This is a genomic window from Chitinophagales bacterium (assembly GCA_020636495.1).
In the GTDB taxonomy this organism is placed as follows: Bacteria; Bacteroidota; Bacteroidia; order Chitinophagales; family Chitinophagaceae; genus UBA5543.
The window spans coordinates 637,603-664,421 of the sequence record JACJXQ010000008.1; the positions used below are offsets into that span (position 1 = coordinate 637,603).

The following is a 26,819-nucleotide window of genomic DNA, read 5'->3' on the forward strand; positions in this document are numbered from 1 at the left end:
TGTTAAAATAACTTGTTTAACCGCAGGTGAATAAAATAAAAAAGGGAGTAACCTGTCGGCGCGCTCCCTTTATAAACGATGCTTGTTCCTGGTATCAGTTGCCTGAATGCAGTGCCATTTTATTGCCCTCGCTATCAATGAAAAAGGCCATGTAACCGATATCATCGCTTATTTTGGTGCGGGGCATAGCTATCTGTCCACCTGCATTCTCAATACGATCAAGGACGTTTTGCATGCCGGCTTCGTTTGCGTTCAGGTACACAATACTTCCGTCATGTGATGGTTTGTGCATGGCGCTTTGTGCCAGTCCGCCACCTACTTTGCCGCTTGTGGGCTCAACAGGGAACATGACCATTTGCATGCCCATCATGTCTACCACTTCGCCCATGTCTATGCCGAAGATGGTCTCATAAAATGTTTTTGCACGGTTGATATCTGTTGCCGGAATTTCAAACCAGTTAAGAGCGTTTGCATTTTGCATATGAATAAGTTTTTAGTATATCAAATGTAAGGCTCGTAATGCAATGGTATTATTACCAAATCTTAAAAAACTGACATTTTAAGTATTGTTAGGAATTTGATTATAGAAGTGGAGGTGTCCTGAACACTGCAAAACTTCAGATTAAATACGTTTAATTTTATAATTAATTGTAAATTAAAATCAATTGTCGCAAATGGCTACAGGTATTAAATATTTTAACTTCCGATAAGTTTTTATTGCGTAAGGTGGCTTGTAAAGCATCTATGCTCGGTAATAAAAACCTCGAACGAAAATCTATTAAATCAAATTATTAATAGCTGTTAAAATGTTTGTTATAAAAAAATTAATACGCTTTTCGCTGGCATTAGCATTGGTAATATTTGCATTACCCGGTAGTTATGCTCAGACAATGATTCAACTGCCCCCTCACTCAAGTGTGTATAACGGTAGTATAAGAGGGTTCTGGTTTACGGCCCCTGTAGATTTTGTGATAACGGGTTTACGTGTACCTTCAGATGCGGGATCAGGGTTGCAATATATACAGGTGTTTCGTATCAATGATAATACTCCTGTAGTTTATTCAACCACGTCCACCAACTTTACATCGCTGGGTATAGTATATGGGGCAACAAATGGTGTGATACAAACTGTGAACATACCTATACATGCAGGTGAAAAAATAGGTGTTGTAGGCCAGGCTGGAACTTCAAATTCGTATGGCAATGGTACTGCGGTTTCTGCATCCATAATGGGTAATTCTATCACATTGGCCAGGATTGGCTATCAGGGCAATATGAGTACATCGGGCATACCTAATTACTGGACAGAGCCGGCAAGTACCAGTATAAGTCGTGTTGAGGTGTATTACGAGACTTGTCATACAGCTATTACTTCGAGTCCTAATCCTGTAACGATATGTGAGAACCAACAGGCAAAATTTAACGCAAGCGCAACTGATGTGAGCACATACCAGTGGCAGGTAGATGAGGGCAGCGGTTTTGCGGACATAAGCAATGGTGCAAACTACGAAGGCGTAACTACCAATTCATTAACGGTAAAGAACACACCATTCAGTTTTAATGGCAATAAATACCGTTGCCTGGCCATGAAGTCTACATGTATAGATACGAGCCTTGACGCACAGCTAACAGTGAACGGGCTGGTTCATTTAGATCCGCTACCCGCCAAGGACACTACCTGTGTACATGCCTCGAAAGACCTGGAAGTTAAAGGTACGGGTAGTCTTGTAAGTTATAAATGGCAGGTATATGTGAACGGAGGTTTTATAGATGTCCCCAATCAGTATCCTTATGTACAATCAGGCAATAAACTGACCATATCTGATGTATTAGATACACTGGATGGCAGCCAGTTCAGGTGTGTGGTTACGGGTATATGCGACGTAGGTACATCAACTAACCTGACATTGACAGTTAATTCGATACCTACGGTAGCTATACCTCCCAAAGATGTACAGGCCAAGCAGGGAGAAAATATTGTATTCAGCGTACAGGCATCGGGCAAGTATGCTACTTATCGCTGGCAGGTGGCCGGTCCTGACACCTTTGCCTTTATTAATGACGGCGGTATCTATTCGGGTGTAAAGACCAATATTCTCCATGTGTTGGGTGTCAGCCACGTTCAGGACGGTTTCCGGTTCCGTTGTATAGTAGGCACCAGTTCGGGTTGTATTACAGCGGGAGACACCAGTGAATTTGCGATGCTGAGTGTAGCGCCGGCAACATCTGTTAATTCTATAGGAGGTGACGAGTTGATGGTGTTGTATCCTAATCCAACAGGTAGTTCTGAGTTATATATCAGGCTTAACGGAGCAGCCAATACTGCGAATATGAAGTACAAAGTGATAGACAAGACGGGCAGGACTGTATTGGTAGGTAATATAGAGAACCAGGGTAGCCGCACAGGTGTGGATGTAAGCAGGTTGCCTGCAGGAATATATATGGTAGAGTTATTGGATGAGGGTAATCAGCAAGTGGCACGTTCAAGGTTTACCAAGTTGTAATGATGAAATAGTAAAATAAAACATATTATTTAAAGGGGCATGATATCATGCCCCTTTTTAATTTGATTAATATAAAATGAAGATTGTTTTAAAACTACTCATATCGGGTTAAATGTAAATTAATCAAGATGGTGAAAATTTGAGACAATATGTAATGTGACTAAATTTCAACAGGTACGAAAATGTTATTTCAATTTTATTAAAACTTGTTGATTATGATACACAACAAATACACAAACTTGTTGCTTGTTGCATTTGCTACATTGTTGTCGTTACAGTATGGTAAGGCGCAAACAATGATGGCTATACCCAGCCAATCATACACGTATTCAAGCGCAGTACGGGGTTATTGGTTTACCGCGCCTATTGATTTTATTATTACAGGATTGCGTGTACCCTCGCAGGCCGGATCGGGATTACAGAGAATACAGGTGATAAGGATCAATGACAATACCCCTGTGTCATATCCTACAACTTCTTCAAATTTCACAACACTGGCATTAATTTACAATGCCACCAATGGTGTGATACAAACAGTGAATATTCCAATAACTGCCGGGCAAAAAATAGCGATATTAGGTACAGCGGGAACCGTGAACTCATATGGTGACCCGACAACTGTTACTTCCAGTATATCCGGTCATAATGTTACATTAAAAAGAATGGGTTACCAGGGTAACATGCCGTCATCAGGTATTCCTAATTACTGGACAGAACCCAGTGGTTATATCAGTCGCGTTGAAATGTATTACGAGACTTGTCATACAGCTATTACTTCGAGTCCTAATCCTGTAACGATATGTGAGAACCAACAGGCAAAATTTAACGCAAGCGCAACTGATGTGAGCACATACCAGTGGCAGGTAGATGAGGGCAGCGGTTTTGCGGACATAAGCAATGGTGCAAACTACGAAGGCGTAACTACCAATTCATTAACGGTAAAGAACACACCATTCAGTTTTAATGGCAATAAATACCGTTGCCTGGCCATGAAGTCTACGTGTATAGATACGAGCCTTGACGCCCAGCTTACAGTGAATGGCCTGGTTCATTTAGATCCATTGCCTGTAAAAGACACTACCTGTGTACATGCCTCGAAAGACCTGGAAGTTAAAGGTACGGGTAGTCTTGTAAGTTATAAATGGCAGGTATATGTGAACGGAGGTTTTATAGATGTCCCCAATCAGTATCCTTATGTACAATCAGGCAATAAACTGACCATATCTGATGTATTAGATACACTGGATGGCAGCCAGTTCAGGTGTGTGGTTACGGGTATATGCGACGTAGGTACATCAACTAACCTGACATTGACAGTTAATTCGATACCTACGGTAGCTATACCTCCCAAAGATGTACAGGCCAAGCAGGGAGAAAATATTGTATTCAGCGTACAGGCATCGGGCAAGTATGCTACTTATCGCTGGCAGGTGGCCGGTCCTGACACCTTTGCCTTTATTAATGACGGCGGTATCTATTCGGGTGTAAAGACCAATATTCTCCATGTGTTGGGTGTCAGCCACGTTCAGGACGGTTTCCGGTTCCGTTGTATAGTAGGCACCAGTTCGGGTTGTATTACACCGGGAGATACCAGCGAATTTGCAACATTGAGTGTAGCGCCGGCAACATCTGTTAATTCTATAGGCGGCGATGAGGTTATGGTTTTGTATCCTAATCCAACAGGTAGTTCGGAGTTGTACATCAGGCTTAACAGCACAGCCAATACTGCGAATATGAAGTACAAAGTGATAGACAAGACAGGCAGTACAGTATTGATAGGTAATATAGAGAACCAGGGTAGCCGCACAGGTGTGGATGTAAGCAGGTTGCCTGCAGGAATATATATGGTAGAGTTATTGGATGAGGGTAATCAGCAAGTGGCACGTTCAAGATTTACCAAGTTGTAATAGCATTAATCATCATCTTAAAATAAAAAGGTCAGCTTACACAAGCTGACCTTTTATTGTATAGCACTATTAATGTTAATTGAAAGCATCCAGCACTTTCTTTGTTCCTTTCAGCAACTTATTATTTGACTCAGGTTTTATCAGGTCGTAATCAAACACATGTGGCGAGTTTTCAAGTGGCCATGTTTGTACTACCTGCTTCACATTGATCTTCATATCGTCAATAAACTCGACCAGCCCGCGCTCTTTTTTATCCAACGCACGCTCTTTCAGGTTCCATGTTTTTATCAGGTCACCTTCAATGAGCAATTTTTCAGAAGGGATATAAGAAATGATATAATCATCGGTATGGTATGATTTCTTGTTCAGCAGAAATAGTTGGATCACTCTTTCACCGGCCTTTATTTCCTGTTTGTTCAATGTTACGAATAGGAATTTAGGTGTGATGTATTTCTTTACTCTCACGTCCGGGGAAAATAAGTGCCTGTTACGTGCAATACCCTGGAAATAGCTTCTGTTCGCTTCTGTTGTAACTATGATGGCACCATCTTCCATAAAAGGCCTGATACCGCCGATATGTTCGGGGTGTTGGTGAGATACTACACAGTATTTAATTTCTTTGCCTGGATAGGCCCTTTTTATGTTGTCTATTAAAGTATAGCCAGCCTCATTAGTGCCCGGTGGTTCAAAAACAACAAGAAAATCTTTCATGTCGGCAATAACAGTCTTGCAGTTCCATTTGGCCATCGGCACAAGGTACAACCACTCGCCAATGTCTTTCTGGCTAAGTCTCATTGTGCCATAATCTACGCGAGGCAAAATCTCCCTGATATCAACAGATAAATTGTAAAGCACTGTACTATCCCTTGATATGACTATTTTGCCCGGTGCCTGGTAGCCATCCTGAACATCGTAGTTGCTATAAGTTATGGTACGGAAGTAGTCGCCTGAAACCGGGTCGTACATGGGTTGTTCTATTTTTTCAAGGTAATATGTTTTCGAATTAATATACAGGAAATAAGCATTGCCTGCTCTGTTGTTGTGGCGAATAATATGGTATTTGTCTTCGGAAGCAATGAAGCTATTGCGCGATGCATCTTTCAGCACAACCTGCAAAAGTAGGTTCGGGCTGAATATTAGCGACTGATACAAGTATGCTTCCCTGTCTTTATCGGATAACTTTAATACCTCATTGGCCTCTGTCACATTAATATGTTCGTCATTGATATCATAAAATGAAGTAATGGTATTCTCACCGATGCGTGAGAAGGTATCTTTCCTCAAAAGTTGCTCTCCACCATGACTGAATGTAATTACACCGGACATCAGAAACTCGCGTGCAGCACCCATTTGCTCGGTCATAGCATCATGCATGTAGGTGCCGTGTATGTACATTTTTAAATCACCTACTGTGTTATTATAATTCAACTCGGCATACACATCATTCAGCAGTGTCTGGGCACGCTCAATATTGTTGGTAATTGTATTGCTTGTTTGTGCAAAAGGGCTGGTTACAGAGCTGAAAACCAGCGGAAAAAGAATGAGAAAAACGCGAAAATATCCCTTGAACATCGTTAAAGATAATAAAGACATAACAATGCGACAATAACCTGTAGCCTAAGATGTTGTGAAAAAACGGCAGGGATAACAGGTTGAAAGTTCCTTACTTTATATAATATTGATTATCAGAATGCTCTATTATGCCAACAACTCGCAGGGTTTCATCCCTGTAGCTTTTTTGAATGCCGTGCTGAAATGGGAGATGCTGCTGAAGCCCAGAGAGTTGGCCACATCTGATACGGAGTAACCATCCTGCTGTAATAATATTTTAGCCTTTGATATACGTAACTCCTGTGTATATTCATGTATGGTTTTGCCTGTAAGTGCTTTGAATCCTTTTTTCAGGTAGCATTCGTTCATGGCAACCTTACGTGACAGTTCTTTTATAGTAAGAGGGCTGTCCAGGTTTTCACGGATCACCTTTTGAGCTTCTACAACTTTGTCCCGTTCAGTGTCATTGGCCAGGAAACGGCAGGCGGGCACCGGGCAAACCGTGAATGGAACTATGATACACTCCATGGCCCTGCGCAGCAGGTGTGTTGCCGTTTCAGTTTGCTGTAATATCCTGGTAAAGGCGCTGGGCTCTCCTGTGTTGAGTAGCTTGTCTAGCAAATTGGCAGTTTGAGTACAGATGGCAAACTGCTGTTCAGTAACCCTGTCGAAACGGAAAGGTATATCTGACATCAAAGCTTCGAGCGGGTATTGTTCAAAGAATTCCGGTTTGAATTCCATCCAGCAGATACGCCCGGTTTCTTGCTGATCATCTATCTGCAGGTAAAGTAATTGCACACAAAAACTTCCGTCTGCTATCGGGAACAGGTTAAGCCTGGCATGTTCTTCCGGCCAGGTGTTTTCAGGGTAACTTACCTCAATATATTCGGCATGAATATAGTTGTTTATTTGCAGGGGGATACGTTCCAGCACCTGGATCTGCTGACCCAGAATACGCTCGATAGGAGCTACCTGCTGTGCTTTAATTTTTATCGATACCCTTGCCACGAGTGCAAATGTAGGTATTTCTGCTATCTCAACGGGTTTAAGGGCTTCTTGTCGGGTATAAGCAGTATTTATAGGCAGCATATTCTGCCATGACTAATGGGTAGTCATACAGATTCCTGTATATTTGAACACATTGGAACTTGTTTTTGAAATATTATTCTCGCTGGTATTGGAGATAATTGTCAATACATTAGGGCGTTTTGCCGTGGAGATTCGCAATTTGTACTATAAGCTAAAGTATCCAAACAAATACCTGAGAGCTGAAAAAATGACACAAAGGGATAGTGGCATTCCTACAGGAAGTAAAGTAGCTTCGTGGATATTTGTCATTACTGTTATGCTATTGTTATTATTGCTATTCTACAAGTTAACAGGTTTTTTTGATTAAGCCTTTTGGTTTCAGCCTATATTTGTCGCAGATTTTTTTACCGATGGAAAGAGTAAGGTCTTTTGCTAATATTGTCATTTTCGCTGCTGTTACAGCTATTTTATTTGTGTCTTGCGCTAACCCTAAGGACCTGGAATACCAGGATGTAAAGAACTTCAGGCTAATGGAAGTAAGTATGCGCCCGAAAATTGGCATGGATGTGCAGTTTTACAACCCCAATAAATTCGGAATGACCATGAAGGACGCTAATATAGACCTCTACCTGAATGGCAGGCTAGTAGGTAATGCCAGGCTTGCGCAAACCTATGATGTGCCGGGCCTGGATACTTTTTTATTACCTGTTAACCTGACCGCTGATCTGCAACAGGTATTACCCAATGCCTTGGCGATACTTGCAAATAATACAATTGACGTAGAACTGAAGGGGCATGTAAAAGCCGGCAGAGGTGTATTTATCAACGTACCTATAAGTTACAAAGGGAAGCAGGAGCTTAACGTTACCGGACTTTAACTTATTTTATTCTCATCAGGGATAAAGTGTTTTTTCAAATTGGTGTGTCCACGTGTCAATAGACTGGCGGTTGCGGATGAGATTTGGCTGATAGGACTGAAACTGCGCCATGAGCTGGCGTTGGCGATCAAGTTTGTCTTTGAGTTTTCTTTTTTCGCTGCCGTCTGCTGAGTCTATAGCAGCCTGTGTCGTTTTAATAAAGGTTTCCATACTTTTTGAAACATCTTTGAACAAGATGTTTGCAGCACTTTCGTTTCCTTCATTCAGGTAGCTGGTCAGTTGCCGCACTTTAGATTGAAATATTACACGCTGGTCGGGCTGAGCGTTGATTTCAGCAATAGTGTCTGTTTGTCCTGAAGAGCCAAAAGGCTGAGCACAGTATATTAGTATAACCAATAGGAACCTCATGTAAAGCGGCTTTACATAAATGTACAAAAAACGACTATATCAATCCCTTTATTTAGCTACCCGGAATCTGAGCTTCCTCGCCATACATCTGCGATTCGTACTTGAGCGAGGGGGAAGGTATCAACGTTCCCAGTCCCATCTCCGCCCATTTCTCATCTACAGATCTTATGGTTGCCTTATCGGCCACTATGATATTGGGCCATGGGCGCTCAAATCCATCAAGTGGTTTGGTTTTGAGTGTACCATCCAGCCCTAATATGTCATGTTCAGTACCACCGTAAAAATGATCGCGACGTGGATCAAGGTTATTGCAGAAACGCCAGAGTGTGTCGGCAATATCGTTCACATTTACAGTATGTTCAACATACAGTATCATTTTTATTCCGGTCACAGCAGGCAGCTCACATAGCGAAAGATGCAGATCTTCTACCTGTCTTTTGCGTGTTTTCTCAACAGATACGAACAAAACAGGTAACTGCACATCTGCCGCAAGTGATGAGTTGATACCTTTGATTTCAGGATACTCAGACATGATTTCCTGTGCCGAAAAATCTTTGGAAATCGTGAACGGCGTAAGTGGCGTAGTTATTTCTTCGTCCCATTTCTTCGTCCCGTCAATACACATCTTTCCTCCAAAGCCCAGCTTGCTGCAGCTATGGTCAAGTACGTCCATTGGCCCCTGGCTGAAATAAACGTCTGTAGCAGGGTTCATGTTATTGAGCACATATTGCGCCAGTGTTTTATAGTCGCCTATATTGATGCCTCCGTCAGCAATTACCAGTATCTTGTTGAACATCATTTGCCCCGCACCCCACATAGCATTCATAACCTTTTGCCCCTGTCCGGGATATTCTTTTTCAATCGAGGTAATAACAAGGTTGTGGAATACACCTTCTACCGGCATATTCATATCTACTATTTCCGGCACCATAGTCATTTTTATCGGTGCCAGGAATATACGTTCAGTAGCTTTGCCCAACCATGCATCTTCCTGTGGCGGTATACCTACAATAGTAGCGGGGTAAACAGCGTTCTTTTTATGTGTAATAGCTGTAACATGGAAACGTGGGTAGAAATCAGGTAGCGAATAATACCCTGTATGATCGCCGAAGGGGCCTTCCCATATCAGCTCTTCATTCGGGTCTACATATCCTTCTATTATGAAATCTGCATCAGCAGGCACCTCTATTTCAGGTTGTGTGATACATTTTACCAGCTCTACTTTTTTCTTTCGAAGAAATCCCGCCAGCATGTATTCATCTACATTTTCGGGCAGCGGAGCTGTCGCAGAATAAGTATATACAGGGTCACCACCAATTGCTACTGCTACCGGCATTTTCTTACCCAGCTTTTTGTATTCGTTAAAGTGTTTGGCAGATACCTTGTGCTTATGCCAGTGCATGCCGGTCATGGTTGGGCTGAACACTTGCATACGGTACATGCCTATGTTGCGTATGCCATTGTTGGGGTCTTTGGTGTGTATGGCAGGCAGTGTGATGAACCTTCCGCCGTCTTTGGGCCAGCATTTCAGTATGGGTAGTTTATCAAGATCGGGGTTGTCCAAAATTACCTCCTGGCAGGTGCCACGTCCGCTTACTACTTTAGGCATCCACGACGCAAACTTGCCCAACTGTGGCAGCATGGCAAGTTTCTCCAGCAAACCGTTTTTGGGGCCGGTCAGCATTTTGAACAGGTTCTCTATATCCCTTGCAACTTCGTCCAGTTCGTTGACACCCAGTGCTATGCACATACGTTTTTCACTACCCATACCATTGATAAGCAGTGGAAAATCTGTTCCGGTATTTTCAAAAAGAAGTGCTTTGTTCCTGTCAGGAGTTTTAGATATCCTGTCAGTTACTTCGGCTATTTCCAGCACAGGGTCTGTAAATGTTTTGATGCGTATCAGCTCACCTTCTGCTTCTAGTTTCTCAATAAATGCCTGTAACGATTTATATGCCATATGATCCTGTTCTGATTGTAAACAAACCAACTACGGATTTGGTTTGCCGGGTGCAAAGTTAGTATACCCTGCCTTAAGAGTTGTATATAAAGGTATAGGCAGTATAAATGTCTATTTTTGCCCGGCAGATGAAGAATAACACTAATTCAGGCAAAAGGCATGCTATACGCGTAGCATTGATCATACTGGTATGTATTGCTGTGGCAAAAATATATATGTATTGCGCTCAAGTACTGTATGAGAATACGGCCAATAAACATTGGCAGGGAGCACGCTACCTGGCCAGGAAGAGCAATCCGGCTAATATTAGTGCAGCTGATTCCTGCGCGGGTTTGTTACATACAGGCGACCTTGTCGTGCGCAGGGGTGATGATATGACGAGCTTTATGTTGTCTCAACTGAACAGGAGAGATAAAAGTTATTCGCATTGCGGGTTAGTTATTGTCGAAAATGGGAAGCCATATGTGTATCACAGTATAGGTGGCGAGGATAACCCCGATGCTTTGCTCAGGAGAGACCCTGCTGAAACCTGGTTCTCACCGGCAAATAACCTTTGTATAGCCACATACAGGTATGACATGAGCGACAGTATAATAAACAGGCTTGTGGATATGGTATATACATATTACAGGGAGAAGAGGATGTTTGACATGGACTTTGATATAGAAACCGATGACCGGCTTTATTGCTCTGAAATGGTGTATAAAGCAGTTAGTACGGCTACGGGTGACATATCATATATACCTTCAGGTGATGCATATGGTAAACATTTTACAGGTGTTGACGACCTATACCTTAACCAGCATACAAGGTGCATTTGCCAAGTTCGATATAAGTAATACCTTTGCCCATACACAAATAGTGACCAATGAGATATAATCGTTTTATTGCAATTTTTGCGGCTCTATTAATGCTTGGACTGGCCAGCTGTACAGACAACTCGCCAAAGGCAGTAGCCGAAAAATTCCTGAATGCTTTTTATCATAAAGACTATGAAAAGGCCAGGTCGGTGTCAACCGAAAAAACCATTGAACTGGTGAACCTGATGGAGCAATTCTCTATACAACAGCCGGACTCTGTAAAGCAAAACGCCAAACTCATTAAGATCGAAATTGTTGATGTAAAAGAAGAGGGAGACAAAGCGACGGTTATCTACACAGCATCTAACGAGCCGGGGGAGCAAAAACTAAGGCTTGAAAAACAAAACGGCAAATGGTTGGTGAGCCACTCCAAGCAGGACGATCTGGACGAAGAGCCATCTGAAGAAGGCATATTAGAAGGTGACGCCACAGAAATGTAATTGAGGGAAAGTATTTTCGAATATCAGGCTGCCCTATGGCGGCCTTTTTTATTGATTACAATGTAGCTCCAAAGAAGAGATAAGCCATTACGATAGAGGTAATGATACCTACAAGATCGGCCAGTAGCATGTAACCAATAGTATAGCGTGTATTCTTTACTGCAACTGCACCAAAATAAACCGCTATTACATAAAAGGTCGTATCAGAAGCTCCCTGCATAATGCCAGATAGTCTTCCTGGAAAGGAGTCAGCACCAAATGTATTCATGGTATCTACCATCATGCCACGAGCGCCGCTGCCACTTAATGGCCTGATAAGTGCCGTTGGCAACGCGTCAACAAAATGAGTGTCCATACCTGTAGCTATAAACAGGTGTTTCATTCCATTGATAACGATATCAAAAGCACCGCTTGTGCGTAACAAACTTATGGCCACCAGCATACCCACCAGGTAAGGTATGATCCTTATTGAGGTTTCAAAGCCGCCTTTGGCACCACTTACAAAAGCATCGAATATGTCTATTTTTTTGTACAAACCACCTAGTACGATAGCTACTATAATGAGTAGTATTAACCCATTGCTGAGTATAGATGAAAAACTCTGCACCCTGTCCATGCTCAGCGATGTGACATATACTACCAGCAGAGCCACTATAGCAGAAATACCACCTATCCACGCAAGTATTACCGGCTGAAACAGGTTGATCTTTTGCCTTACAGATACCAGTGTCATTGCAGCAAGTGTTGCCATGAACGTAGCTATCATGCAGGGTATGAAAATATCAGTAGGGTTGGATGCACCCATTGAGGAACGTATAGCTATAATGCTGACGGGAATGAGCGTTAATCCTGATGCATGCAGGCACAGGAACATGATCTGTGCATTGGATGCCGTGTTCTTATCCGGGTTTATCTCCTGCAGGCTTTCCATAGCTTTCAGGCCGAATGGTGTCGCTGCATTGTCCAGCCCCAGCAGGTTGGCAGAGAAGTTCATCATCATATGCCCGAAAGCGGGATGCCCTTTAGGTACGTCAGGAAAGAGTCGGGTAAAGAAAGGCCCGATGATACGTGATAAAAGATTGATGCCTCCCGCACGTTCAGCAATCCCCATAATACCCATGAACAGTGCCATGATGCCAATAAGTCCTATACATATGTTTACAGCAATTTTACAGGTTTCTATAATCCCGTCATTGTGTTTTACCAGGAGGTCTTTTACATTGTTAAAGGTCAAAGCTTTGGCTCCGGGTGTTACCTGTGCCAGAGCTATTATGTTTGCCGAACGGGTATCGCTACAAATGATAACATCTGCAGCATGTACACTGTCTGCAGGCAGGTAGCCGTATTGCTGTATCTGTGTTTCAAAAGATGCGGAGGGAGCATTCCCTTCAATGACATAATAAATGGTCGGGTATTCATCGGAAGATTTACCGGTAACCATACGGCCGAATACTTCTTTATCTCCATAGTATGTAAACTGTATACCAGCCATTACTATGGCTACCAGGATGAATGCAGCCCATATCTTACTTAATGCCATAAAACCTGTATCAGGTTTTGAAGGTAAAAAACTTAAAGTTGAAAGAGAAATAAAGCAAACACACCCATTTAAGTAGTTTGCTTGTCAATTACTTGAGGACGGTCGTGTCCTTCGTAGCTGTCCATCTTATCCAGCAGTTCAGTTAAAGACTGACTGAACATTAGTATCGACCGGGTACATTCATCCAGGAAACCTTCCTGCACCATAGTTGAGTTCATGGCTTTAAGCGGATCGTAATAACCATTGATATTCAGCAGGCCTATTGGTTTTGAGTGCATGCCCAACTGCCCCCACGTCAACATCTCAAACATCTCGTCCATGGTTCCCCAACCGCCCGGAAGCACCAATACTCCATCACACTTGTCATACATCTTTAGCTTGCGCTCGTGCATCGTTTCTACTACTATGAGTTCTGTTAGCCCGTCGTGCGCTATCTCTTTTGTTTGCAGGAATCCCGGAATAATACCGGTTATTTTACCGTTGTTAGACAGTACGCCGTCTGCCACGGCACCCATAATACCTATCCTGGCTGCACCATATACTACTTCAATACCCCTTTCGGCAAGTTGCCTGCCTACCTGGTAAGCTTCCTCCCTGTAGATGTCATTGTATCCGTCACCCGAACCGCAAAAAACCGCTATACTCTTCATTAGTGTTGGTACGTTTTAGTATTGATCAAAGATAAGTGCTTATCAATGAAAAGCTGTTCAACCGATATTAAACAAATTATAAAACTTCTACCTGGTTGCGTAGCAGGTCTTCAAACTCATCGCGCTCGCGTATCACAAAAGCTTTACCTTCTTTTATCATTACTTCTGCCGGTTTCAGTCTCGAGTTGAAGTTGCTGCTCATTTCAAAACAGTAGGCACCTGCGTTGTGAAAAACAAGCAGATCGTTTTCGTGTACTTCATTTATTACACGGTCCCAGGCAAAAGTGTCCGTTTCGCAAATATTACCTACAACGGTATAGATACGTTTCGCTCCATCTGGGTTAGATATGTTGCTGATCTTATGATATGAGTCGTAGAACATAGGGCGTATCAGGTGATTGAAACCGGAATTTACACCTACAAATACAGTGGCGGGTGTTTGTTTGATAACATTGGCTTTAACGATAAAGCTGCCACATTCGCTCACCAGGTATTTGCCCGGTTCAAACCATATTTCCAAAGGCTTGCCATACTCCGCTTCAAATTCTTTTACTGCATCAGTAAGTTGTTTCCCCAGGGCATCTACGTCTGTTTCTATTTCGTCATCGCGGTAAGGCACTTTAAATCCACTTCCCAGGTCAAGGTATTCAAGGTTGTCAAAGTGACGCGCCATCTCGAACATAACCTCTAATCCGCGCAGGAAAACAGCTGCGTCTTTGATCTCGCTGCCGGTATGCATATGCAGGCCGCGTACGTTCAGGTTGGTGGTTTTAACCACACGCTCTATGTGCCTCATCTGGTGGATGGAGATACCGAACTTACTGTCTACGTGCCCTGTAGAAATTTTGTAGTTGCCACCCGCCTCAATGTGTGGATTGATACGGATGCATATAGGATAGGTATTCCCGAACTTGTGTCCGAACAACTCAAGTATTGAGATGTTGTCGATATTGATATTTACACCCAGTTCTGTTCCCTGTACGATCTCGTCAAAATCAACACAGTTGGGCGTAAACAGTATATTCTCTTTGGCAAATCCCGCTTTGAGGGCCAGTTTTACTTCATAAATACTCACACAGTCTACGTTCGAGCCGAGGCTCTTCAGGTATTTAAGCACGTTGATATTGGTCAGTGCCTTGCAGGCATAGAATATTTTGGTCGGGTGGTCTTTAAAAGCCTCCTTCAGTTTATTGTATTGCTGAGCTATTTTCTCTGCATGATATACATAAGTGGGTGTGCCAAACTCTTTGGCCACTGCTATCAACTGCTCGTTACTGATCGGTTCGTACATGTTGTTTTATGAAATAAGTGTGCAAAAATAGAAAAAGAGCAGGTTATAAGTGCTAACCTGCTCTTTTTAACCTGTTATATTCAATATAACTACTGTTTATTCTTTATGATCTCATCCACTACCGCAGGATCCAGCAGTGTAGTAGTATCGCCGAGTTTGTCAGTTTCACCCTCTGCTATTTTGCGTAATATCCGTCTCATAATTTTGCCACTGCGTGTTTTAGGCAGACCGGATACAAACTGTATCTTATCGGGCTTGGCTATAGGGCCGATGATGCGGGAAACTGTTTGCATGATATTGTTGCGCATATGGTCTTGATCTATATGTATGTGATCGGCTATCACGTAGGCATATATACCCGTGCCTTTTACGTCATGTGGATAGCCTACTACGGCACTTTCAATCACCCCCTCGTGCATATTGATGGCGTTTTCTACCTCAGCAGTACCTATTCTGTGGCCACTTACGTTCATTACATCATCCACACGCCCTGTAATGCGGTAGTTGCCTTTATCGTCCCTCAGACAACCATCCCCGGTAAAGTACATGCCGGGGTAGGCAGAAAAATAAGCCTGTTTACAGCGTTCATGGTCGCCCCAGGTAGTACGTATCATAGACGGCCACGGGAATTTTATGCACAGATTGCCCGTTACATTGTTGCCTGACACCTCTTTACCCTGTTCATCCAGCAGTATGGGTTGTATGCCGGGCAATGGCAATGTAGCATGTGCAGGTTTAGCCGGGGTCACGCCTGCCAGGTTCGAAATCATAATACCTCCCGTTTCTGTTTGCCACCAGGTATCTACAACAGGACACTTTTTTTTGCCTATATGTTCATGAAACCAATGCCATGCTTCTTCGTTAATAGGCTCTCCAACACTGCCTAATACTTTCAGACTACCCAGGTCGTGGTTTTCAACATATTCAAGACCACTAGCCATCAGGCTACGGATGGCTGTGGGTGCTGTGTACAGGATATTCACTTTGTGTTTATCAGTGATGTCCCAGAAACGGCCGGCATCCGGCCATGTGGGGATACCTTCAAACATTAATGATGTAGCGCCTGCTGCTAAGGGGCCATATACTATGTAGCTGTGGCCTGTTATCCAACCAATATCTGCCGTACAGAAATAAATATCGCCCTGCTGATACTGAAATACGTTGACAAATGAATAAGTGGTATATATCATATATCCTCCGCAGGTGTGTACTACGCCTTTGGGTTTACCGGTAGAGCCTGATGTGTATAGGATGAACAGTGGGTCTTCCGCGTCCATTTCCACCGCCGGGAAATGATCTTCTTGTACCTTTTCCAGTTCATCGCTCCACCATACGTCCCTGTGGTGTATCATGCTCACCGCACAGCCTGTCCTTTCATAAACAATCACCCTTTTTACAAACGGACAGGTTGTTAATGCATCATCTACAACGGATTTTAATTGTATTTCTTTTGCACCCCTGTAAGCACCATCGCCGGTAATGATATATTCAGCCTGAGCATCCTGTACCCTGTCAGCTATACTCTGTGCGCTGAATCCCCCGAATATTACGGAATGTATCGCGCCCAGGCGCGCGCAGGCCAGCACTGCAATAGCAAGTTCTGCCACCATACCCATGTAAATGCATACACGATCACCTTTTTTTACCCCGTTATTGGCCAAAACATGAGCAAAACGACATACATGTCTGTGTAACTCTTTGTATGTGAATGTTTTAACTTCTTCATTGGGGTTGTTTGGCTCCCATGTGATGGCAATTGTATCTCCATTTTCAGCCAGGTGCCTGTCCAGGCAGTTTTCGGTTATGTTCAGCTTTGCCCCGATGAACCATTTCACGTCAGGCTTATTAAAGTTCCATTCCAGCACTTTGTCCCACTTTCTTTTCCAGGCAAAATGCTCTGCAACGCCTGCCCAGAAAGCTTCGGGGTTATTGATGCTCTCCGCATAAACACGGGTATATTCTTCACCTGTTTTTATCTGAAATGGATATGACATATGGCTTGTTTTATTAAATCATCATTAAACTAATAAAAATTGCCTGTATTATGGAAAAACAACCAACGATACAATAATATTAACCGTCTGTAAATCACACGTTAAGTGATTTTAGGAATTTCTTAACTTTATTATACAAAAACCCGAAACCAGCCTTAGAACAAATAACGATATGAAACACTTATATAAATATTGCACCATATTTATTCTTATATTATCTACATGCTATACCTATGCTCAATCCACTGGTGCTTTTACAGCATCACCAACATCCGGTTGTGTGCCATTATCGGTTGCATTCAGTAGCCAGGAAACTCAGTTTACCCATTCCTGGGATTTTGGCAACGGCCCTCCGATCACCAATGCGTCACCCTCTCCGTCAACTACTTATGTTACACCGGGTACCTATACTGTAACACACACTGTTACAGGTCCTAATGGGACCAAAACAGCATCAACAACCATAACGGTATTCCCTACACCTACGGTAGATTTTACAGCATCAAGTACAAATGTTTGTCCTGATCAGGCAGTTACATTTACGTATACCGGCAATGCGAGTAGTTCTGGCACACCTACCTTTAGTTGGGTATTTGGCAATAACGCAACCCCTGCAACGGGGTCTACGTCACCAGCCACAACCAGCTATTCTGCTGCAGGTCAGTATAACGTAACATTAAGTGTTACCAATAGCAACAGTTGTTATTATTCTCTGACTAAAAAACTATATATAACTGTAAAAGAAAAACCGATAGTAAACTTTACTGCCAGTCAGACTGATTTTTGTACAGACACCGCTACGGTATTATTTACTCCAAATATAACGGGAGGTGCTCCGGGACCGTATGTATATGCCTGGAACCTTGACATTCCGGGCAGTGCCACCAGCAGCGCTACCAGCCCTATACATACTTATATGGGACCAGCTCCCAAACAATATTCTGTCAAACTAACTGTGTCATCCAGCAATGGTTGTGACGGGTCTGTTACGAAATCCAACTATGTTAGATTACATAAACCACAGGCAGGGTTTACAGGGCCTTCTGATGCTTGTGTATTTACACCAGTGAATTTTACGAATGCGTCCCCAACAACGGGTGCTTCTCATACATGGGACTTTGGTGACAATACCGGCCAACTGGTTGCTTTGAATGGAAGTCATATTTATTCTGCCGCCGGAACATATACAGTGAAGGTGTATACATCTATTGGAGGGTGTGTTGATTCGGCAATGAGGACGATCATCATACATCCTCAACCAAGTGCATCTATTAAGCAGGTGCCAGATTCTGTCTGTCCGGCACCACAGGTAATATGTTTTAAGACAGTACCGGCAATGTCGGGGTATCAATGGTCTATCCAGGATAGTTTTGGTTTATCAACAAGTACGTCGTCCAATCCCTGCCACACTTACACGACCAATGGTGAATTTCCGGTGGATCTTGTGATCACAGATGCTAATGGCTGCATGGATACTATATTCAAGACAGTTAAGATCTACGAGTTGAATATTGAAGCCAGGGTTAATACTCATTATGCCAGGCCTCCGGCTTATGCTGACTCCGGTTGCGTTCCCTTTTTTGCGTCGTTTAGCGTAAATCTATACAGGGAAAACAAAATTCCGTATCCGTATGGTGTAAAAAGTTACCAGTGGGATTTTGGTGATGGTGGTACCTCGACTTCGAAAAACCCAACACATACCTATACAAACATAGGCCATTTCAGGGTGCTGGTAACGATCGAGACCCAAAATGGATGTACCATAAAAGACAGTTTATACATTAAGACAGGATACCTTCATGTCGTAGACTCATTTGAGGTTTCAGATACATTGATATGTCCCAGGACCTGGGTGAAGTTTGTAGCTCGCGCAAGACGTGATACTTCAATTTATGTAAAAAGCTACGATACATTGAAATATCACTGGAACTTCGGAGATAGTACAAAAGCGGTTGTTGTTGGTGATTCTGTAAAATGGCACTTTTACCAGGGAGGACCTCCTTGTATAGACTCCTTTACCGTAAAACTGTATGTGTCGCATAATGGGTGTATTTCAGGTACGAAGGTTGAAGAACATTTTGTGATCAAAGAACCGCCTTGTGCAGATTTTGGTTTTATGCTTGACTCTTGTGATAATAGATTGAGAGTCAGATTTATTAATCGATCCCAAAGCTATTCATCTTCCAAATGGTTTTTCGGGGATAACGATACATCAACATTAGACAATCCGGTACATATATATCCTACAAAAGGAAAATATCTGGTGACGCTCATTGTTCACAATGACAGTACACATTGTAATGATACAATGAGACAGATGATCTTTTTTGGAGATAATCCTCCCGAAGTAGTTGCTAATAAAACAGAATTGTGTGTAGGAGATTCAGTGCTGTTTTTTGCTTTCCTTAAAGAAGATACAAGCTTTGCCCTTTTTGATTGGTATTTAAATGGTGTAAAAGTATCGGCACAAATAGACAATTACAAAAAAGTATTTAATCAGCCGGGTCAGTACACCATTATGGTAACAACGACTAATGTGCATACTAATTGTATTGATACTCTTATTAAAAATGCCTGGATAACAGTAGGGGGGCCAACGGCTGGTTTTGTAACAGACAAGACTCATCTCTGCAACCCTGACACTGTTAGATTCACTGATACGTCTTTTGCAGGTGCAGGCACCAGTATAGTCCGACGAACCTGGTATTGGGGGAGATCGCCCGGCGACACATTAACCATATCTGGAGTTAGTCGAACCGTATTATATGACAGTACCGGTGATTATGACAATGGACTTGTGGTTGTAGATAACCTGGGCTGTGCCGATACGGTTTTCAGAAGCCAGTATATCCATGTACTCAAGCCAGATGCTGCATTTAATGTGCAATCACCACTATGTGTTGGTGCAGAAGCTAAATTCTTTAATGGATCTACTAATGCCGTTAAGTTCCGTTGGAACTTTGGGGACGGCGGTATTGATACCGTAAATTCAGACCCAACGCATATCTATAATGCCATGGGCACTTTTAATGCACAATTGGTAGTAACAGATACTTTCGGGTGTAAAGATACTACTGCACTTATTCCTGTAGAAACAACCAAGCCTATCGCCAATTTTACACTTTCAGACTCAATGTCAGTTTGTGCTCCGCTGATCGTAAATTTCGATGGCACTGTTTCGTTGAGAGAGAAGAGGTACGAGTGGCATTTTGATGATGGCTCTTCACCGGGGTACAAAAAAACACATACCGTAGTGTTCAACGATGTGAAGGAATACCACGTTAAATTGATTGTAACTGATTCATTAGGCTGTAAAGACAGCATAACTAAGCCGATCCAGGTGTTGGGTTATGCCGGTGCCTTTAGCTACGACCCGATAAGTGGTTGTACTCCTTTGACTGTTAATTTTACTTCGAAGGTCAAAGGAAGTATTCCGACCATAATATGGGACTTTGGCGATGGTAACACTTTGTTGGGCAGTTATCAGCAATTGAAAGTATCACATACATATAATACTCCCGGCAGGTATTTGCCACGTATGATATTTAATAATGGGCTTGGGTGTAAGGTAGGTAGTGCAGGACTGGATACAATACTGGTAGATGGTGTCATTGCTGATTTTGAAACAGGACCTGCCTGCCAGTATTCACAAGTTGAGTTCATTAATAAAACCTGGAGCGAAGTTACTCCTATAAAAACTACCAATTGGACTTTCCATGATGGTTCCTTCAGCGCGTTAAGAAATCCAAAACGCAATTACGGGCCTCCGGGAACTTATAAAGTAAAACTGGTGGTGACGAATACTCAGGGCTGCATTGATTCAATTGAAAAGAATATTACTATCAATGTACCTATTGAAGTCAGTGCAGGGGGAGATACTATTATCTGCCTGAAAGACTCAGCACAATTATTCCCGAATGGCGGTGTGTCTTACTTATGGTCACCTGCTGCAACGTTAAGTTGTACTCAATGCAATAATCCATTTGCGTTCCCGCAAAAGAAAACTGTGTATACAGTCATCAGTACAGATGTAAATGGGTGTCATGATACAGGCAGGACTGTTGTGGATATCAAAACACATGTTACAAGTATTGTAGGTGAAGGTGCCAAGATATGCGAAGGAGAAACAACTAAGCTTAGTGTTTCAGGTGCAAGAACATATTTATGGTCACCTGGTGCCTACCTGGATAATGTAAAGAGTCCTGCACCTTCTGCCAACCCTACAAAAACCACGCAGTTTATGGTGGTTGCTTATGAGGGTAGTTGTATACCGGACACAAACTATGTTGAAGTATTAGTGCATCCCAAACCTACTGTAAATGTAAGGGGCGAAAAAACGATCATTGCTGGAACTTCGGCTGACCTGTTGGCGTCCGGGGACAATATTGTCAGATTCTTATGGTCGCCTGCAAATACACTATCGTGTGCAGATTGTGCCAACCCGATAGCTTCTCCGTTCAAAAACACAGTATATAAAGTTAAGGTGTTTACCCTGTATGATTGCGTTGACTCTGCAGATGTAAAGATCATGGTGTTGTGCGACAATAGCCAGTTGTACATACCCAATACATTCACGCCTAATGGCGATGGTATGAATGATATTTTTATGGTGCGTGGTTCGGGTATAAGCACACTAAAATCATTCAGGGTGTATAATCGTTGGGGTGAATTGTTGTTTGAACGGTTAAATGCAAACGTAAATGATCAAACAGCAGGATGGGACGGTACTTTCAATGGGGCACAACTGCCACCGGATGTGTATGTATATATGGTAGAAGCATATTGTGAGAACGGTGATCTGCTTAAAACTAAGGGTGATATAACCATTATTCGCTAAACACGGAGACGAGAGATATAGTATGAAGAAGATATTGATTGGATATGTTGTTTTGATGTTGTTTTGCAGCTGTCAGTTGCTGGCACAGGATATACATTTTTCACAGTTTTACGAAACTTCTATTCTACGTAACCCCTCGTTCACAGGGATATTTACAGGCGACTATAAAGTAGGTGTTGTTTACCGCAGTCAGTGGAGCAGTATCAGCAAACCTTATCAGACAGGCGTTGTAAATGCTGAAACAAGAATTCCTGTAAGGGGCATGAATAATGATTTTGTCAGTATTGGCCTGTTGGCATATTACGATAAGGCGGGCAGTGTAAGCCTGCAGACACTGACCTTGTATCCTGCATTGAACTATAATAAATCACTTAGCAGTGAAAAGAACACCTATCTGTCGGTAGGTTTTACAGGTGGCTTTATTCAACGCAGCTTTGATCCTTCAAAAGCAACTTTCGATAATCAATACCAGAATGGCAGGTACGACCCTTCATATGCTACCGGTGAGTCGTTCACGCAGCCCAGTTTCAACCAGTTAGATATGGGTGCCGGTTTCAGCTTTAATACAACCACAGGCCAGGATAATAATATAAATATAGTGCTGGGTGCAGCCGGCTACCACTTTTCCAGGCCTAAATATTCTTTCTTCAACGACAGGAATATCAATATAGCTATGAGGCTGAACCTGAGTGCAGGTTTAAGTGTTCAGGCAAGTGAAAAATTCAGCTACCAGTTGCACGCAAACTACATGAGTCAGGGTGCATATAATGAGCTGATAGCCGGAGGGTTGTTAGGCTGGAATAAGACGGAACCCAGCTCGTCAACTATCATGTTCTCCATATTTGGAGGTATATTCTACCGTTTCAGAGATGCGATAATACCTACTGTAAAGGTCCGTTACCACGACCTGTCATTTGGTATGAGCTATGATGCGAATGTGTCGAAATTGACTGCTGCCAGTAACCTGCGTGGCGGATATGAACTGACCATTGTAAAAACAGGCTTGTTTCGAGATCCTAAATACCAGAAGGCACGCACACTTTGCCCGCATTTTTATTGATTTTTATGAGGTTATATAAAAGAAGAACCCCGCAATTTGCGGGGTTCTTCTTTTATGTTCACTAACTCTGTTAATATTAGTAGCCCATGCCCATACCACCCGGCATTCCGCCATGGTCGTGGCCTGCAGCTTCTTTTGGCTCAGGTTTGTCAGCTATCACACACTCAGTGGTCAGTAACATGCTGGCAATTGAAGCAGCGTTCTCTAATGCTACACGGGTAACCTTTGTAGGATCGATAACACCTGCTGCCATCATGTTCTCATACACTTCAGTACGTGCGTTGAAACCGAAATCAGCCTTACCTTCTTTCACTTTCTGTACTACTACAGAACCTTCGATACCTGCATTTTCTACTATCTGGCGCAGTGGCTCTTCCAGCGCACGGCGGATGATTGCAATACCGGTTGTTTCGTCGTTGTTGGCACCTTCCATACCTGCCAGTGATTCGATAGCGCGGATAAGCGCGATACCACCACCAGGTACGATACCTTCTTCAACAGCAGCACGTGTAGCGTGCAGTGCATCGTCTACGCGGTCTTTCTTCTCCTTCATTTCTACCTCGGTAGAAGCACCTACGTACAGTACAGCAACACCACCACTCAGCTTAGCCAGGCGTTCCTGTAATTTTTCTTTATCGTAATCGCTGGTAGTAGATTCAATCTGAGATTTGATCTGCTTGATGCGCATTTCAATGTTCTCTTTAGCACCTTTACCACCCACTATTGTTGTGTTGTCTTTGTCCAGCGTGATGCTTTCAGCCTGGCCCAGGTACTCGATGGTAGCATTGTCCAGTTTGTGGCCCTGCTCTTCGCTGATAACGGTACCACCTGTCAATACAGCTATGTCCTGCAGCATTTCCTTACGACGGTCGCCAAAGCCCGGAGCTTTTACAGCAGCTATTTTCAGCGAACCACGCAGTTTGTTTACTACCAGCGTAGCCAGTGCTTCGCCATCTACATCTTCTGCTATGATCAGCAGCGGGCGGCCTGTTTGTACAGTAGCTTCCAGCAATGGCAGGATGTCTTTCATCGTGCTGATCTTCTTGTCGTAGATCAGGATGTAAGGGTTATCCAGCTCAGCGTTCATTTTCTCAGTATTGGTTACAAAGTACGGGCTCAGGTAACCACGGTCAAACTGCATACCTTCTACCACTTCTACAGTAGTTTCAGTACCTTTTGCTTCTTCTACAGTGATAACACCTTCATTACCTACTTTGGCCATAGCTTCTGCTATCAGTTTGCCTATTTCGCTATCGCTGTTAGCAGAGATAGTTGCTACCTGCTCTATCTTCTTGTTGTCGTTACCTACTTTTTCAGATTGTTTCTTCAGGTTTTCAATAGTTGTAGCAACTGCTTTGTCTATACCACGCTTCAGGTCCATCGGGTTAGCACCTGCTGCTACGTTCTTCAAACCTTCAGTTATGATAGCCTGTGCCAGTACAGTTGCAGTTGTAGTACCATCACCGGCTACGTCAGCGGTTTTTGAAGCTACTTCTTTCACCATCTGGGCGCCCATGTTCTCAATAGCGTCTTCCAGTTCTATTTCTTTAGCTACAGAAACACCGTCTTTTGTTATAGCGGGTGCACCGAATTTCTTCTCAATTACCACATTGCGGCCTTTAGGTCCTAATGTTACTTTCACCGCATTAGCCAGGGCGTCTACACCGGCTTTCATCTTATTACGGGCATTCGTATTAAAAAACAATTGTTTTGACATAGTATGTTCAATTTTAATCTGTTTACAATTTTTGTTAGTTCCTGTTTAGCGGCACTATACTAGATGATTGCCAGGATATCGCTTTCGCGCATGATCAGGTAGTCTGTACCTTCCAGCGCTATTTCTGTACCGGCATATTTACCATACAGTACAGTATCGCCTGCTTTTACGGTCATTGGCTCATCTTTTTTACCGGGGCCAGCAGCCACTACAACACCACGCTGTGGTTTCTCTTTTGCTGAATCAGGGATGATGATACCGCTCGCAGTTTTCTCTTCGGCAGCAGCCGGTTCTACGATCACCCTGTCATGAAGGGGAGTAATGTTCACTTTGTTAGCCATAGTTATCTTGATTTTTAATTTGTTTAATGATTTCAACCTTTCAGGTAGCATGTTTTATGCCATTTGGTCGGGGCTGACAAAGTTGCGCCATTTTTTCATGATAATCAGACTTTTTTTAATATGATGATATTTTTTTGTCAGCCAATTTTTATACTACACTGTCAACCTTTCATTTACAATTGTTGTTGTAGTATTTTTATGACCTAAAATTTTTACTAAATGGCTGTAATAGTAGGGCAAAAAGCCCCTGATTTTACTTTGTACGACTCTGATAAGAACGAGGTTTCGCTAAGCGGACTGAAAGGCAATAACGTATTGCTGTTGTTCTACCCACTGGCATTTACCGGCACCTGTACTAAAGAACTGTGCTCGGTTCGCGATAATATAGCTACTTATAATAATGCGAACGCAACTGTATTAGGTATCTCTATCGATAATGTATTTGTGCAGGACAGGTTCAAAAAAGAACATGGATTACAATTCCCGTTATTGAGCGACTTTAACAAGGAGACCATTCATGCTTATGATATTGTACACGATACTTTTGCATTTGGCATGAAAGAGGTAGGCAAACGCTCTGCCTTTGTGGTAGATAAAGAGGGTTTTGTAAAATATGCTGAGGTGCTGGATAACCCAAGTGAAATTCCCGACTTTGAGGCTATAAATGCCTGCCTGGCAGAATTGCATTAATACAATATTTAAAGGGCCTGCTTTTAGCAGGCCCTTTAATATCAGTAAGATTCTTTTTCTTTTCTTGTATGTATTCATTGTATATCCATACGACGATAAATACAAACATTGCGCCGGATATACTCACCAGCATATCATATTTTTCCGGAGTAAAACCGCTCCATATCAATTCAATAATAATTGCTGTAGCGATTATTATAAGCAGTATGGATATTCGTTTTAGGTAAGTTTTCAAAGGTCAATTTTTATTGATGTTAAACTTAGCTTTTACTTTTGTATCCCAAAAAGGCACGTTATCATAATTGATCTTATAAACTGCAATTTTCTTGTCAGGGTTGTTGTCTATGAAATTGTTGATCTCCCGGAAAATATGTTGCCTCTTTTGCATACCTCTTGTCCAGGTAGCATAAAATACAACAAATGAATAATCAATATTGTCGTGGATCTTAGCTACTCCTTTATTGCCATTATAGTCGCAATATTGCAAAAGATCAGTTTCCAGTGATAATGTTGTGTCCAATCCATTGTAGTTTTTAGGGATAGGGGAACGCAGTGTTTGCAGATCGCTTAATAGCCCTTCACAGGATGCCCATTGCATAATTAGTTGACCCTCTTTGTCATAGCATCTTATTTGTAAGAATCTGAATCCTTCGTCAATACCGGGTTTGTATTTTTTGTTTTTCAAATCAATAAAGGTCTGTTTATCCATATAATAAACATCCTTTGTAACCATATTATTCCTTTTAAGCATTTTAAGGGTCCTCTTTTCTTTTCTTACGCGAGGCGTCTCGATACCAACTGTAGCCATCATTAAAGGCCTGCATGATGCGAATAGAAAAATACAGGTGATAATAAGTAAATACTTCATAGTGCTTTCTAATGTATTTCGTTGTCGATTTTGCGAAATACTTTTTTTATTTGTCCTGATATCATACCTAAAACAAGTGTGCAAAGTATAGATTGAATGGTAACTCCGATAATAATATTACGCGTACTGTCTTGCGGGAAAACATACACATAGAATATGGTCCAGGCTATAACCCACATGATGAATTTGAGCGTTGTTTTTTTTATTCTTTTCATAGCATTGTGATTATGTACAATATCCGATGTTTACTCTATGGTTGAAACTTCAGAATAAGGGGATACGTCAGGATCGTCA

The 26,819-nt window shown here is 42.4% G+C and carries 23 protein-coding genes; 9 read left to right on the forward strand and 14 right to left on the reverse strand.

What is annotated here, in order from left to right:
* Window positions 1-94: 94 nt before the first annotated feature.
* Window positions 95-481, reverse strand: a complete 387-nt coding sequence (locus H6550_02885; GenBank protein MCB9045066.1) for a VOC family protein — start codon at window positions 479-481, stop codon at window positions 95-97.
* 325 nt (window positions 482-806) lie between these two features.
* On the opposite strand from H6550_02885, the gene H6550_02890 reads away from it, so the two are divergent.
* A complete protein-coding gene (locus tag H6550_02890) occupies window positions 807-2,504 on the forward strand; it encodes a T9SS type A sorting domain-containing protein (GenBank protein ID MCB9045067.1) in 1,698 nt (565 codons plus the stop codon).
* A gap of 215 nt (window positions 2,505-2,719) precedes the next feature.
* Window positions 2,720-4,411, forward strand: coding sequence for a T9SS type A sorting domain-containing protein (locus H6550_02895; protein ID MCB9045068.1), 1,692 nt, complete (start codon window positions 2,720-2,722; stop codon window positions 4,409-4,411).
* Between the two features lie 75 nt (window positions 4,412-4,486).
* On the opposite strand, the gene H6550_02900 is transcribed toward H6550_02895, so the two are convergent.
* Together H6550_02900 and H6550_02905 are read right to left on the reverse strand one after the other, a co-directional pair.
* A complete protein-coding gene (locus H6550_02900) occupies window positions 4,487-5,983 on the reverse strand; it encodes a hypothetical protein (GenBank protein ID MCB9045069.1) in 1,497 nt (498 codons plus the stop codon).
* Window positions 5,984-6,109: 126 nt separating this feature from the next.
* Window positions 6,110-6,703, reverse strand: a complete 594-nt coding sequence (locus H6550_02905) for a helix-turn-helix transcriptional regulator (GenBank protein ID MCB9045070.1) — start codon at window positions 6,701-6,703, stop codon at window positions 6,110-6,112.
* 400 nt (window positions 6,704-7,103) lie between these two features.
* Between H6550_02905 and H6550_02910 the strand changes: the two genes are divergently transcribed.
* Both H6550_02910 and H6550_02915 read left to right on the forward strand, forming a co-directional pair.
* A complete protein-coding gene (locus H6550_02910) occupies window positions 7,104-7,358 on the forward strand; it encodes a hypothetical protein (protein MCB9045071.1) in 255 nt (84 codons plus the stop codon).
* 43 nt (window positions 7,359-7,401) lie between these two features.
* The gene (locus H6550_02915; GenBank protein MCB9045072.1) at window positions 7,402-7,869 is read left to right on the forward strand and encodes an LEA type 2 family protein; all 468 of its coding nucleotides are present in this window, start codon (window positions 7,402-7,404) and stop codon (window positions 7,867-7,869) included.
* 15 nt (window positions 7,870-7,884) lie between these two features.
* On the opposite strand, the gene H6550_02920 is transcribed toward H6550_02915, so the two are convergent.
* Together H6550_02920 and H6550_02925 are read right to left on the reverse strand one after the other, a co-directional pair.
* Window positions 7,885-8,277, reverse strand: a complete 393-nt coding sequence (locus H6550_02920) for a hypothetical protein (GenBank protein MCB9045073.1) — start codon at window positions 8,275-8,277, stop codon at window positions 7,885-7,887.
* Between the two features lie 52 nt (window positions 8,278-8,329).
* Window positions 8,330-10,237, reverse strand: coding sequence for a menaquinone biosynthesis decarboxylase (locus tag H6550_02925; GenBank protein ID MCB9045074.1), 1,908 nt, complete (start codon window positions 10,235-10,237; stop codon window positions 8,330-8,332).
* 128 nt (window positions 10,238-10,365) lie between these two features.
* On the opposite strand from H6550_02925, the gene H6550_02930 reads away from it, so the two are divergent.
* Both H6550_02930 and H6550_02935 read left to right on the forward strand, forming a co-directional pair.
* Complete coding sequence (locus H6550_02930; GenBank protein ID MCB9045075.1) at window positions 10,366-11,076, forward strand: hypothetical protein; 711 nt, start codon at window positions 10,366-10,368, stop codon at window positions 11,074-11,076.
* A gap of 29 nt (window positions 11,077-11,105) precedes the next feature.
* A complete protein-coding gene (locus tag H6550_02935) occupies window positions 11,106-11,537 on the forward strand; it encodes a DUF4878 domain-containing protein (GenBank protein MCB9045076.1) in 432 nt (143 codons plus the stop codon).
* A 55-nt stretch (window positions 11,538-11,592) separates the two neighbouring features.
* Here H6550_02935 and H6550_02940 read toward each other — a convergent pair whose 3' ends face one another.
* The 4 genes from H6550_02940 to acs form a co-directional block, all read right to left on the reverse strand.
* A complete protein-coding gene (locus tag H6550_02940; protein MCB9045077.1) occupies window positions 11,593-13,077 on the reverse strand; it encodes a spore maturation protein in 1,485 nt (494 codons plus the stop codon).
* A 68-nt stretch (window positions 13,078-13,145) separates the two neighbouring features.
* Window positions 13,146-13,727: a TIGR00730 family Rossman fold protein gene (locus H6550_02945; protein MCB9045078.1), complete on the reverse strand. Its 582-nt coding sequence runs from the start codon at window positions 13,725-13,727 to the stop codon at window positions 13,146-13,148.
* A gap of 76 nt (window positions 13,728-13,803) precedes the next feature.
* Window positions 13,804-15,018, reverse strand: coding sequence for a diaminopimelate decarboxylase (gene lysA, locus H6550_02950; GenBank protein ID MCB9045079.1), 1,215 nt, complete (start codon window positions 15,016-15,018; stop codon window positions 13,804-13,806).
* A gap of 89 nt (window positions 15,019-15,107) precedes the next feature.
* The gene (gene acs, locus H6550_02955; protein ID MCB9045080.1) at window positions 15,108-17,012 is read right to left on the reverse strand and encodes an acetate--CoA ligase; all 1,905 of its coding nucleotides are present in this window, start codon (window positions 17,010-17,012) and stop codon (window positions 15,108-15,110) included.
* A gap of 172 nt (window positions 17,013-17,184) precedes the next feature.
* Between acs and H6550_02960 the strand changes: the two genes are divergently transcribed.
* Window positions 17,185-21,849 carry a PKD domain-containing protein gene (locus tag H6550_02960; protein MCB9045081.1) on the forward strand — a complete coding sequence of 1,555 codons (4,665 nt, stop codon included), beginning with the start codon at window positions 17,185-17,187 and terminating at the stop codon, window positions 21,847-21,849.
* A 22-nt stretch (window positions 21,850-21,871) separates the two neighbouring features.
* The gene (locus H6550_02965; GenBank protein MCB9045082.1) at window positions 21,872-22,909 is read left to right on the forward strand and encodes a PorP/SprF family type IX secretion system membrane protein; all 1,038 of its coding nucleotides are present in this window, start codon (window positions 21,872-21,874) and stop codon (window positions 22,907-22,909) included.
* Between the two features lie 76 nt (window positions 22,910-22,985).
* Here the strand turns inward: H6550_02965 and groL are convergent, their stop codons facing one another.
* Both groL and H6550_02975 read right to left on the reverse strand, forming a co-directional pair.
* A complete protein-coding gene (gene groL / locus H6550_02970) occupies window positions 22,986-24,626 on the reverse strand; it encodes a chaperonin GroEL (protein MCB9045083.1) in 1,641 nt (546 codons plus the stop codon).
* A gap of 59 nt (window positions 24,627-24,685) precedes the next feature.
* Window positions 24,686-24,967: a co-chaperone GroES gene (locus H6550_02975; GenBank protein MCB9045084.1), complete on the reverse strand. Its 282-nt coding sequence runs from the start codon at window positions 24,965-24,967 to the stop codon at window positions 24,686-24,688.
* 219 nt (window positions 24,968-25,186) lie between these two features.
* Here H6550_02975 and H6550_02980 point away from each other — a divergent pair, with 219 nt between their 5' ends.
* A complete protein-coding gene (locus H6550_02980) occupies window positions 25,187-25,657 on the forward strand; it encodes a redoxin domain-containing protein (protein MCB9045085.1) in 471 nt (156 codons plus the stop codon).
* Here H6550_02980 and H6550_02985 read toward each other — a convergent pair.
* Genes H6550_02985 through H6550_02995 form a run of 3 tightly spaced genes read right to left on the reverse strand, consistent with a single transcriptional unit; the run spans window position 25,626 to window position 26,740 of the window.
* Window positions 25,626-25,892, reverse strand: coding sequence for a hypothetical protein (locus tag H6550_02985; protein MCB9045086.1), 267 nt, complete (start codon window positions 25,890-25,892; stop codon window positions 25,626-25,628). The genes H6550_02980 and H6550_02985 overlap by 32 nt on opposite strands.
* Before the next feature lie 3 nt (window positions 25,893-25,895).
* Window positions 25,896-26,525 (reverse strand): hypothetical protein, encoded by a 630-nt coding sequence (locus H6550_02990; GenBank protein ID MCB9045087.1) that lies wholly within the window; start codon window positions 26,523-26,525, stop codon window positions 25,896-25,898.
* Between the two features lie 8 nt (window positions 26,526-26,533).
* On the reverse strand, window positions 26,534-26,740 hold the full coding sequence (locus H6550_02995) for a hypothetical protein (GenBank protein MCB9045088.1): 207 nt from the start codon (window positions 26,738-26,740) through the stop codon (window positions 26,534-26,536).
* Window positions 26,741-26,819 lie beyond the last annotated feature (79 nt).

Excerpts from the sequence above, each read along its gene's own strand:
- H6550_02975 (MCB9045084.1), bottom strand. The coding sequence starts at position 24,967 with ATGGCTAACAAAGTGAACATTACTCCCCTTCATGACAGGGTGATCGTA.
- H6550_02900 (MCB9045069.1), bottom strand. The coding sequence starts at position 5,983 with ATGTTCAAGGGATATTTTCGCGTTTTTCTCATTCTTTTTCCGCTGGTT.
- H6550_02990 (MCB9045087.1), bottom strand. The coding sequence starts at position 26,525 with ATGAAGTATTTACTTATTATCACCTGTATTTTTCTATTCGCATCATGC.
- H6550_02965 (MCB9045082.1), top strand. The coding sequence starts at position 21,872 with ATGAAGAAGATATTGATTGGATATGTTGTTTTGATGTTGTTTTGCAGC.
- H6550_02945 (MCB9045078.1), bottom strand. The coding sequence starts at position 13,727 with ATGAAGAGTATAGCGGTTTTTTGCGGTTCGGGTGACGGATACAATGAC.
- acs (MCB9045080.1), bottom strand. The coding sequence starts at position 17,012 with ATGTCATATCCATTTCAGATAAAAACAGGTGAAGAATATACCCGTGTT.
- H6550_02895 (MCB9045068.1), top strand. The coding sequence starts at position 2,720 with ATGATACACAACAAATACACAAACTTGTTGCTTGTTGCATTTGCTACA.
- H6550_02995 (MCB9045088.1), bottom strand. The coding sequence starts at position 26,740 with ATGAAAAGAATAAAAAAAACAACGCTCAAATTCATCATGTGGGTTATA.
- groL (MCB9045083.1), bottom strand. The coding sequence starts at position 24,626 with ATGTCAAAACAATTGTTTTTTAATACGAATGCCCGTAATAAGATGAAA.
- H6550_02925 (MCB9045074.1), bottom strand. The coding sequence starts at position 10,237 with ATGGCATATAAATCGTTACAGGCATTTATTGAGAAACTAGAAGCAGAA.
- lysA (MCB9045079.1), bottom strand. The coding sequence starts at position 15,018 with ATGTACGAACCGATCAGTAACGAGCAGTTGATAGCAGTGGCCAAAGAG.
- H6550_02885 (MCB9045066.1), bottom strand. The coding sequence starts at position 481 with ATGCAAAATGCAAACGCTCTTAACTGGTTTGAAATTCCGGCAACAGAT.
- H6550_02980 (MCB9045085.1), top strand. The coding sequence starts at position 25,187 with ATGGCTGTAATAGTAGGGCAAAAAGCCCCTGATTTTACTTTGTACGAC.
- H6550_02920 (MCB9045073.1), bottom strand. The coding sequence starts at position 8,277 with ATGAGGTTCCTATTGGTTATACTAATATACTGTGCTCAGCCTTTTGGC.
- H6550_02935 (MCB9045076.1), top strand. The coding sequence starts at position 11,106 with ATGAGATATAATCGTTTTATTGCAATTTTTGCGGCTCTATTAATGCTT.
- H6550_02905 (MCB9045070.1), bottom strand. The coding sequence starts at position 6,703 with ATGGAATTCAAACCGGAATTCTTTGAACAATACCCGCTCGAAGCTTTG.
- H6550_02960 (MCB9045081.1), top strand. The coding sequence starts at position 17,185 with ATGAAACACTTATATAAATATTGCACCATATTTATTCTTATATTATCT.
- H6550_02940 (MCB9045077.1), bottom strand. The coding sequence starts at position 13,077 with ATGGCATTAAGTAAGATATGGGCTGCATTCATCCTGGTAGCCATAGTA.
- H6550_02930 (MCB9045075.1), top strand. The coding sequence starts at position 10,366 with ATGAAGAATAACACTAATTCAGGCAAAAGGCATGCTATACGCGTAGCA.
- H6550_02915 (MCB9045072.1), top strand. The coding sequence starts at position 7,402 with ATGGAAAGAGTAAGGTCTTTTGCTAATATTGTCATTTTCGCTGCTGTT.
- H6550_02890 (MCB9045067.1), top strand. The coding sequence starts at position 807 with ATGTTTGTTATAAAAAAATTAATACGCTTTTCGCTGGCATTAGCATTG.